Genomic DNA, 6,904 nt, shown 5'->3' with positions numbered 1-6,904 from the left:
GCCTTCGTCCGGCCTCGTCCTTGACCTGCTCGAGCACGCGCTCCAGCCGGTCGGAGACGTTGTCCTCGACGATCGACACCGAGCCGCAGTGCGCGCAGGCGTACTGGTTGAGCCCCGAGCGCTGGAGCATGCCGCTGCCGCATTCACCGCACTTGAGCGTTTGCAGGTTGATGGTCAAAGAAATGTCCTCGGTGGCAGTGGCGACGCGGTTCCGCGCGCATCTTAGCGAGGAAGGCGCGCGCGCCGGATATGCCGCCGCGACATATCTCAAAGTGGCCGGGCCGGATAGCGGGCCGCTGCCGGAATGGCGATAGTCCATCACGCCGGCACAAGGCCCCACGCACCGCCGGCGCTTCAAAAGAGAAGACGGAGACAAAGGAATGGATATGCGCACTCGCACCCGGCGTTCGGCGCTCGCGCTGACCGCACTCTCGATGCTCTGTGCAGGCGCGAACGCGCAGCAGCAGCAACAGCCACCGTCGTCGACCAAGCCCATTCGCCTGGTCGTGCCCTTCGGCCCCGGCGGCGTGGCCGATCTCACGGCGCGCACCGTCGCGCAGAAGATGTCGGAGGCCATGGGCCAGAGCATCGTCGTGGACAACAAGCCGGGCGCCGGCGGCGTGGTCGCTTCCGACGCGGTGGCCAAGGCGGCGCCGGACGGGCTCACCATGCTGCTGATGTCCAACGGCAATGCCGTGAGCGCGGGGCTGTTCAAGCGGCTGCCTTTTGACACGGTCCGCGATTTCGCGCCGGTGTCGACGCTCGGCTATTTCGACATGGCCGTGGTGACGGCCGCCGACGCCCGGTTCAGGACGATGCAGGAGCTGCTGGCATATGCGAAGGCGCATCCCGGCACCGTCAACATCGGCACCATCAACGTGGGCAGCACGCAGCATCTGGCGGCCGAGCTCTTCAAGCGCAGCACCGGCATCGACGCGCAGGTGATTCCGTTCAACGGCTCGCCCGCGCTGATCACGGCGCTGCGCGGCGGGCAGGTCGACGCCGGCGTCGAGATCCTCGCGCCGATCCTCGGGCAGATCAGCGGCAAGTCGCTGCGCGCCCTCGCGGTCATGGGCGCGAAGCGCTCGTTCGCGCTGCCCGACACGCCGACGGTCGCGGAGAGCGGCGCGCCCGGTTTCAAGGTCTCGTCATGGAACGCGCTTGCCGTGCCCGCGAAGACGCCGCCCGCGGTCATCGCGAGGCTCAGCAAGGAAGCCAATGCGGCGCTGGCCACGCCGGAAGTCAAGGAACGGCTGCGCCAGCTTGGCGTCGAGGCGCAGGGCGGCACGCCGCAGCAGCAGGCGGACCTCCTGAAGGACGAGATTCAGCGCTGGTCGGAAGTCATCCGCCTGGCCGGCATTCCGAAGCAGTGAGCGCCGGTGCCGGCGAAGCGTTCATCGTCTGATCCACCACCTCGCGCACCAGCTTCAGAACGGCCTGCTGGGTCAGCGTGGCCGGTCGCTGCGAACTGACGGCCAGCGCCAGCCGGCTGCGCAGCGGTGGATCCACGATCCGCCGAGTGCCGAAAGCCTCCGGCCGAGGCGCGGTGAGCACTGCGTTCGCGGACAGCACCGCGGAGCCCACGCCATCGATGACCAGGTCGAGAATGGCGGCCACGCCGTCGATCTCCATCGCGATGGCCGGACGGCATCCGATGTTGGCCATTTCCGCCTCGACCAGCATGCGGATGGAATTGGGCTGGGTCGGAATCACGAGCGGCTGCGAGGCCACCTCGCGCAGCGCGATCTCCCCGCCGGGCTGCGTGGCCGGTCCGACCAGGTACAGGTCTTCTTCGAGGATGACCACGCTGTCGATGTCGGCCGAGGGCGCGGGGTTGTAGAGCAGCGCCAGGTCGATGCGGCCCGCGGTCACCGATTCCTGCAGGGCGCTCGACAGCGCTTCGGTGATGGCAAGGCGCGCATCGGGCAGCTGCTGGCGAAAGGCACGGGTCAGCGGCACGGCGATGCGCTTGGCGATGCTCGGCGGCAGGCCCACCGTGACCCGGCCGGCCAGCGCGCCGCGCATGCGGCCGAGGTCTTCCTTGGCGCGCTCGATCTGGTGCAGGATGCCCCTGGCGTGCGCCAGCAGCAGCGTGCCCGCATCGGTGAGCGTGACGCCGCGGCCGTTGCGCGTCAGCAGGTTCTGCCGCAGCTCCACTTCGAGCTGGCGCACCTGCCGGCTGAGCGCGGGCTGCGCCACGTCGATCACGATCGATGCGCGCGTGAAGCTCCCCAGCTCGGCCACGCGAACGAAGTACTCCAGCTGCTTGAGGTCCATGAAGCTGGAGTCTAGGGGTCCGCTCACGCGAAGCAAGCGCTTGCCGCCTCTCAGGCCCAGTAGAGCCGCATCGGGTTGTCCACGAGCAGTTGCCGCTGCAGCTGCGCGGTGCGCGCGATGCGCGGAATCATGTCGACCAGCGTGCCGTCGTCGGGCATGTGCGTCTTGAGGTTGGGATGCGGCCAGTCGGTGCCCCACAGCACACGGTCCGGGAAGGTCTCGACCAGGCGCCGCGCGAACGGCACGACGTCATCGTAGGCGGGCGGTCCGGAAACCGACAGGCGCTCGGGGCAGCTCACCTTCGACCACACGTTCGGATGCTCGCGCATCAGCCGCACGAAGCGCTCGAACTGCGGCCCGTCGACCGGCTGGCTCACGTCGGGCCGGCCCATGTGATCGGCCACCACGGTCGTTGGYAGGCGGGTGAAGAAATCCCAGAGCTCGGGCAAGTCCTGCGCCTCGAAGTACACGACCACGTGCCAGCCGAGCGGCGCGATGCGCTTGGCGATGTCCATCAGCACCTCGCGCGGCGTGAAGTCCGCGAGGCGCCTGAGGAAGTTGAAGCGCACGCCGCGGATGCCGGCCTCGTGCAGCCGGTGCAGTTCGGCATCGCTCACGTCCGGCGCGACCGAGGCCACGCCGCGCGCGCGCCCGTTCGAGTGTGCGATGGCATCGAGCAGCGCGCGGTTGTCGCTGCCGTGGCAGGTGGCCTGCACGATCACGTTGCGCTCGAAGCCCAGCAGGTCGCGCAAGGCGAAGAGCTGATCCTTCGATGCGTCGCAGGGCGTGTACTTGCGCTCGGGCGCATAGGGAAACACGGCCGCGGGGCCGAAGACGTGGCAGTGCGCGTCCACCGCGCCCGGCGGCGGCGTGAAGCGCGGCTTCGACGGGTTCGGGTGAAAGCGCAGCCAGTCCTTGTCCATGGTGCTAGCGGGCATGGCGCGCCTCCGTGGCGGCAGCGAGCGAAAGGCAGGGAACCGGTGTTTGCATGGCTCGCATCTTGCGCAGATTGCGCCCCGCGAGCGAGTGCCCAGGCGCGCTAGCAGCTAGCGCATTTCGGTATGGCTCTGCAGCTGCGCGGTGGCCAGGTACATGGCCGTGGTCCCCACCGAGGCGTGTCCGAGGTTGTTCTGCACGACCTGGATCGGCACCGGCACCTGCCCTTCCCTGCCGCGCAGCGCGTGGGATCCATGCGAGTGTCGCAGCCAGTGAGTGCTCGCTTTTTTGAGCTGCTGCGCCTCGGTGCCGCGCAGGCTGGCGGCGGCCTGGGCGACAAAGGCCTTGATCGCCTGGTACAGGCCCGAGGCCGACCAGGCGGCCGGACGGCGCAGTTCGGCATCGAAGCGCGCCAGCACATGGATGCCGCGGTTGCTCACGGCACCGACCTGCCGCTCGAAGCCGTGGCGGGCGAGTTCGTCTTCCAGCTCGGCCACCAGCGCCGGCGGCACCGGCACCCGGCGGCAGCGCCCGCCCTTGCCGGCCACCACCAGCTGCCAGCCGGTGGCCGGCGCGCCATCGGCCGTGCGGCATTCGATCTGTTCGAGGTCCTCGCACTTGGCGCTGGTGATCTCGGCCAGCCGCAGGCCGGTCGCATAGAGCCAGCGCATGCCACGCCGCAGCCGGCGCCTGGCTTCGGTGTCGGCATGCGCCTGGAGCAGCGCGTCGACATGGTCCCACTGCGCGAAGCTCAGCGCGCGGCTGGAGTCCAGCGGCTGCTGCAGGCTCGCGGGCGGCGCCAGCGTGGCAAAGGGGTTGCCCACCAGATAGTTCTGGTTCACCAGGAAAGCATGCAGGCTGCGCAGGATCGCGATGGCCTGGCGCAGCGCCGAGGGCGCGAGCGGCCCTTCCATCGGCCGCCACAGCGGCGACCAGCGCTGGTGATGGCGCGCGCCGCACCAGTGGGCGGGCGGATCGAGCAGGAAGTCGCGGTATTCGATCGCATCCTCGACGGTGAGCGACGACAGCGCCTTCCCGCGCTCGAGCACGGCCCAGAGCAGCAGGCGCTCGGCCTCCTTGCGGTAGGCGCGCTGGGTGGCCGACAGGTCGATGGTGGCGTCGCCCGCGCGCTTGGCGCTGAGCCAGGCGCCCACGGCCTCGTGGTCGTTGGTGGCCATCAGCAGGCACTGCCCGCGCGGCGCGCGGTTGCTGCCTGCGCTGCCGTCGAGCTCGGCGGGGAGCACGAACTTTTCATAAGGCACGAGCGCGGTGCCGCCCGGCACCACCGCGGCCAGCGCCAGCGGGCCGAGCTGCGCCCGGGGCGTCATCGCGTGGGCGCCGATGCGCAGCCCCAGCACCTGTTCGTTGGCGCGCAGCCAGTCGAGGATGCGCGCCGCCTTGAGTTCGCCCACGCCCGGCACATGCACCCACCAGCGCGAGCCGATGCCGTTGATGTGCTCGACCAGCGCATGGAGCGTGCGCAGGCCGGCGCGTTCCAGGCGGCTTGCCACCGAGGGATTGAGCCATGCCGACACGCTGTCCAGTGGCCGCGGGTCCTGGGCGACCAGGTTCTCGAGCCAGCGCAGCGCTTCGAGCTGGCGCTCGACCACGCGCGCCCGCCGCGAGGGCCGGGCGCCCTGCCCTGCCTTGCCCGCGGCCGGGTAGGCGGCCTCGTAGGCCTCGACCTGTTCGGACTCGGAGAAATCCTCCAGGCCGTTCGCCACGGCGAACTCGGCCAGGCTCGGGAGCGCCGGCGCCGCGGAAAAGCGGTCGGCGTCGAGCAGGATCAGCCGGGCGGTGCCTGGCTTGTGCTCGCGCCGCGCGGCCGCCGCGAATTCGTCGCGGATCCAGGCGATGGTGCGGCGCACGGTCCGCAGGTCGGTGTGTTCGCCTTCGAGCCGCAGGTAGCGGTCCCAGCTGGCCCGTTCGTCGAGCCCCTGGGCCAGCGCCCGCATGAACGCGAAATGTCCGCGGTGCAGCTTGCGCGGAATCAGGGCCTTCATGAGGCCGATGTCGGGTTCCGCTCGCCGGCCGTCGTCGACTGCCAGAACTTCCACCACGGGCGCGGCGCCGGCCCGGGATCCTCCGGCAGCTGCTGCAGCTGGCTCACCCGCGTGCGCCGGCGCTGCTCGACCTCGAGCGCATGCGCGATGCCGAAGGCCTCGCGGTCGCCGCGGCCCGCAAGGGCCCGCCAGGTCGACGCCAGGCGCGCGAGCTCGTCGTCATCGATGTGGGACAGTTGGGAGGGTGTGGGAACGGCAGGCATGTCTGTCGCACTCATGCGGCGGTCCATCTCGCCGGTAGGGCGGGATCGAACAGGGTGCTGGCGAAGGCCTGCGTGCCGTGGGGTGCGGTGGTCGTTGTCATGAATTACTTGATGATAACTGAAGTAATCATCAATACACATTTTGTGTTGCAACCAAGCATATTCACGAGCACCTTCGTCTAAGTTGTTGATTTGATTGGATTTTATCCGGGTTGCTCGGCGTCTGCCGAGCGCCACAGGAACCCGTGGGAACCCTGCAACAGCCGCTGGTCTTCGAAAACCCGCCCCTCCAAGCCCCCCTGTCCCGCAGGACCCATGGCTTGTCCCGTCGACCCATGGAGGCACTGGCCGCGTTGCCTCTAGTACGATGCGCGGCCATGGGAACAAATCACATTCGAGGTCTTTCATGAATCCCCTTCTGCGCCCCCTGGCCCTGGTCGCCTTGCTTGCCACCGGTGCCATGGCACCCGCCGCCGCGGACCCGTACAAGGACGAGAGCGGTCACGGCAAAAGACGGCACGGCGGCCGCGAGTACAAGGAAGCGTTCTGGGACGGCCGGTGCAAGGTCGAGCGCAAGTGGGAGAAGAACGGCGAATACAAGGAAAAGCGCAAGTGCAAGAACCACGCCTCGCGCGCCCCCGCGTACGAAGCGCCGGTCTATGCAGGCCCGCCGCCGGGCGTGGTCGTGCAGCCCCCTGCGATCGTGATCCAGCCGCCGGCCATTGTGGTTCGGCCCTAGGCGCGCAAGACCTGGCCAGCCCGGATCCCACGAGGCGGGCCGGGCCGTTTTTTTTGATTCCCTGCCCTGCCCCCCGGGCGGCGCCAGGACGCCGGCCCGGGTGCCGCTGCGCCTGCCAAATGCCTGGGAAGAGCGGCGCAAGCAAATCCCAACGGTTCTCACATTGGCCCTGCCGCCCTCCCCCCGGCAGGCGAATCTACAGCGTGCGGGCCTTGCGCAAGGCCTCGGCGATGCCGGCCTCGAGCGCGTCCTGGCTGGCCTCGGTGGCTGCGTCCGGCACGATCGTGATCGTGATCTCCCCGCTCTTGGCGCGCACCAGCGTGCCGATCTTCTGCCCCGCGGACAGGATGTCGAGCTTTTCCGAGCGTTCGAAACCGGGCTTGGCGTCGAGCAGCCGGGCGACGACCATGGCCGGCGCAAGGCTGTGGCCCCGCAGCCTTTCCACGCGCTTGAGCACGCCGCGGCGGTCCTTTTCCATGGCGGCATTGATCTGCTCGGYATGGCGGAAGCTGATTTCGAGCGGGCTGCGGAAGCACTCCACCACGGCCGTCGGCAACTGCGCCACCATGAGCGCCTTGCGCACCCAGGTATGGCTCACGCCGAGCGCTTCGGCCAGTTGGCGCTGCGTCGGGAACAGCTGCTCTTCGAGCGCGCGCTGGTACATCAGCCCCTGTTCGTAGTTGGAC

Annotated in this window: 6 protein-coding genes and 1 pseudogene; 2 read left to right on the top strand and 5 right to left on the bottom strand. The window is 69.3% G+C overall.

What is annotated here, in order from left to right; genetic code table 11:
• Positions 1-386 precede the first annotated feature (386 nt).
• Positions 387-1,373, top strand: coding sequence for a Bug family tripartite tricarboxylate transporter substrate binding protein (locus tag AC1DOC_RS12920; protein WP_436302222.1), 987 nt, complete (start codon positions 387-389; stop codon positions 1,371-1,373).
• Here AC1DOC_RS12920 and AC1DOC_RS12915 read toward each other — a convergent pair.
• The 4 genes from AC1DOC_RS12915 to AC1DOC_RS12900 form a co-directional block, all read right to left on the bottom strand.
• On the bottom strand, positions 1,342-2,277 hold the full coding sequence (locus tag AC1DOC_RS12915; protein ID WP_436302171.1) for a LysR substrate-binding domain-containing protein: 936 nt from the start codon (positions 2,275-2,277) through the stop codon (positions 1,342-1,344). The two genes, AC1DOC_RS12920 and AC1DOC_RS12915, sit on opposite strands and share 32 nt — an antisense overlap.
• A 50-nt stretch (positions 2,278-2,327) precedes the next feature.
• Entirely contained in the window at positions 2,328-3,215 is an 888-nt protein-coding gene (locus AC1DOC_RS12910) for an amidohydrolase family protein (protein WP_478080138.1), read from the bottom strand.
• A 108-nt stretch (positions 3,216-3,323) separates the two neighbouring features.
• A complete protein-coding gene (locus AC1DOC_RS12905; RefSeq protein WP_412512325.1) occupies positions 3,324-5,216 on the bottom strand; it encodes a phage integrase family protein in 1,893 nt (630 codons plus the stop codon).
• The gene (locus AC1DOC_RS12900) at positions 5,213-5,479 is read right to left on the bottom strand and encodes a hypothetical protein (RefSeq protein ID WP_018905734.1); all 267 of its coding nucleotides are present in this window, start codon (positions 5,477-5,479) and stop codon (positions 5,213-5,215) included. Before AC1DOC_RS12900 ends, AC1DOC_RS12905 begins: the two co-directional genes overlap by 4 nt.
• 406 nt (positions 5,480-5,885) lie before the next feature.
• On the opposite strand from AC1DOC_RS12900, the gene AC1DOC_RS12895 reads away from it, so the two are divergent.
• Entirely contained in the window at positions 5,886-6,218 is a 333-nt protein-coding gene (locus tag AC1DOC_RS12895) for a hypothetical protein (protein ID WP_038107640.1), read from the top strand.
• Between the two features lie 196 nt (positions 6,219-6,414).
• Here the strand turns inward: AC1DOC_RS12895 and AC1DOC_RS12890 are convergent.
• Positions 6,415-6,904: pseudogene (locus AC1DOC_RS12890) on the bottom strand (ParB/RepB/Spo0J family partition protein); the annotation flags it as partial.

The sequence above is a fragment of the Variovorax sp. 01T439_2 genome (assembly GCF_056398445.1).
The sequence above is the reverse complement of the archived record's forward strand: the minus strand, read 5'-3'. Positions and strand labels throughout refer to the sequence as shown.

What these genes read in the sequence shown, in the direction of transcription:
- AC1DOC_RS12920 (WP_436302222.1), top strand. Translation starts at nt 387, where the DNA reads ATGCGCACTCGCACCCGGCGTTCGGCGCTCGCGCTGACCGCACTCTCG.
- AC1DOC_RS12915 (WP_436302171.1), bottom strand. Translation starts at nt 2,277, where the DNA reads ATGGACCTCAAGCAGCTGGAGTACTTCGTTCGCGTGGCCGAGCTGGGG.
- AC1DOC_RS12905 (WP_412512325.1), bottom strand. Translation starts at nt 5,216, where the DNA reads ATGAAGGCCCTGATTCCGCGCAAGCTGCACCGCGGACATTTCGCGTTC.
- AC1DOC_RS12900 (WP_018905734.1), bottom strand. Translation starts at nt 5,479, where the DNA reads ATGCCTGCCGTTCCCACACCCTCCCAACTGTCCCACATCGATGACGAC.
- AC1DOC_RS12895 (WP_038107640.1), top strand. Translation starts at nt 5,886, where the DNA reads ATGAATCCCCTTCTGCGCCCCCTGGCCCTGGTCGCCTTGCTTGCCACC.